Genomic DNA, 2,300 nt, shown 5'->3' with positions numbered 1-2,300 from the left:
TTAGGTTTTTTTATGAGGTGGAATAGATGGAAAATATAATAAAAATTAACACGAACTACAGATAGCCTCCATAAGTCTCTCTTCACTTATAGGTTTTACCAAAAAAGCATCAGCTCCTCTAATCAGAGACTCTTTTTCACGAGTCTCATTAGATGAGATAGCGATAATAGGGACTCTGGGGATGGTATCATCATCCATATACCGTGCTAGAAACTCTATGCCATTGACTTTTGGCATCTCTATATCCAACAGGATAAGCTCTATATCAGGATTTTGATGGAGTTTATCTAGTGCATCCTCTCCATCAGCTGACTCAAGAGTTTCAATCTCATATAGCTTTTTCTTTAAGATGTTAACTAGTAATTTTCTATTTATATAATCATCGTCAACAACCAAAACTTTGAAAACAGCCATTAAGCACCCCTATATTTATCAATAACTCGTTTAAGCTCATCTTTTTTGATAACTCCAATAAGCTCCTCTTTGATGGTCTCACGGTTATATTGACTATCTTTTGACTCGGTTAAACTTAATAGGATAACAGACATATCTCTGTGTTGCATCTTAATGGCCTCTTGGTTAAATGCTTCTAACTCTCTATCTATCAAGAGAGTATCATAGTCACTATTTTGAATCTTGTTTTCAAGGTTTTTCATATCAGAGATTATCTCAATCTGATACTCTAAGTTGGAGAGTACTTTTGATAGTATCTGTGCCTCTAATGGATTCTTTTTTGCGATTAGTATCACTTTCTCTTCATCTACATCCTCTATTATATCCAATAGACCATCCTCATTATCCTCTTCTAGTAGAGTGATTTTGCTAGGACGGCTACTCTTTATACTCTCTACCACTACCACCTCTTCACTCTTGGTGATAGGCTCCTCTTTTATTATATTTTCAGCTTGATTGAGAAACTTTTTGAGTACAAATAGGAGTTCATTATTCTCAATAGGTTTAGCGATATACTCATCTAAACCCTCATCCAAAAATCTTTCACGGTCACCTTTTAATGCATTTGCAGTTAGGGCGACAATCGGTGTATGAGGCAGGGACTCTTCATTTTCATAGTTTATAATCTCATGAGTAGCTTCGATACCATCCATTACAGGCATCTGTATATCCATGAGGATAAGGTCATATTTTGTATCTTTGATTTTTTCAAATGCTTGAAGTCCATCATTTGCAAGGTCTACCTCTATCCCGTACTTCATGAGTATCTGTTTAACAAGTTTTTGATTTATCATATTGTCTTCTGCCACAAGTATTTTACCATCAAATTGGATGCTGTCAAATAGTGTATAGCTGTTTCTTCTTGGCTGACCTTTAGTTTTTACTACTTCATTATTTATATTATCATCTTTGATTCTATTGACTGCATTTAGAATCTTTGTTGGAGTGATAGGTTTGTATAGTATTTTACTACCTTTAATACCTAATGCTTCAATTTTAGCTCGATTGCTAAAACCTGTAATAAGTGTAACTTTACTTGGGTCAAGTTTATGGATACTATCTATAATTGTCTTATCAACGGAGTCTATATCTATCCATATATTATCTATAGATTTACTTTTATTAAAATCGTTAAGTTCACTAGCTGTTAAAAAACTATTTGTTGAAATATTAAAATAGTCTAAATATCTCTTTATATAGTTATCAAGTTGTGTAGGTTTACTAGCTTGATACTTAACTATAGATATATCATCTTGAATAGAGAATTTATCTAGCGCGGTACTCTCTAGCACCTCCTCTAGCTCTAGTGTAAAGTAGAATCTTGTACCTTTCTCTTTTTGGCTCTCTAGCTTAAGTTCACTATCCATTATCTCTAAAAATCTAGTAGTGATAGTCAACCCTAATCCTGTGCCACCATATTTTCTTGTGATGGATACATCGGCTTGGGTAAAGGCATCAAAGACATTGAGCTGTTGCTCTTTTGTCATGCCTATGCCGTTATCTTCAATAGAGAATAGAATCGTAGCATGGTTATCTACTACCTCTGTTTTTGTTATCTCAACATTAATCCAACCACCAAAGTCAGTAAATTTAATAGCATTACTCAAAAGGTTAATAAGAATCTCTTTTATCTTTACAGAGTCTCCTAGAAGTTTTTTGTTTATAGTAGGGTCAAGATAGAAGTTAAGGTCAATATTTTTCTCAGATACTTTGACTCCATAAGTCTCTATAGCATTTTCAAACTCTACGATAGGGTCAAAGAGAGTAATATCAAGCTCGATTTTATTACTCTCTATCTTTGATAGGTCTAAGATATTGTTGATGATACTAAGCAGATTTTCAGAGCT

The 2,300-nt window shown here is 33.7% G+C and carries 2 protein-coding genes; both read right to left on the bottom strand.

Annotated elements, in window-relative coordinates:
- Positions 1–45 precede the first annotated feature (45 nt).
- Complete coding sequence (locus GSY74_RS10510) at positions 46–414, bottom strand: response regulator (RefSeq protein ID WP_164665072.1); 369 nt, start codon at positions 412–414, stop codon at positions 46–48.
- A partial coding sequence (locus GSY74_RS10505; RefSeq protein WP_164665070.1) for a response regulator occupies positions 414–2,300 on the bottom strand: 1,887 nt, incomplete at its 5' end. The genes GSY74_RS10510 and GSY74_RS10505, both read right to left, overlap by 1 nt.

This window comes from Sulfurovum sp. bin170 (genome assembly GCF_010892395.1).
Taxonomy (GTDB): domain Bacteria; phylum Campylobacterota; class Campylobacteria; order Campylobacterales; family Sulfurovaceae; genus UBA1140.
Note: the sequence above shows the minus strand (reverse complement) of the source record. Positions and strands in the feature narration are given on the sequence as shown.

What these genes read in the sequence shown, in the direction of transcription:
- GSY74_RS10510 (WP_164665072.1), bottom strand. Translation starts at nt 414, where the DNA reads ATGGCTGTTTTCAAAGTTTTGGTTGTTGACGATGATTATATAAATAGA.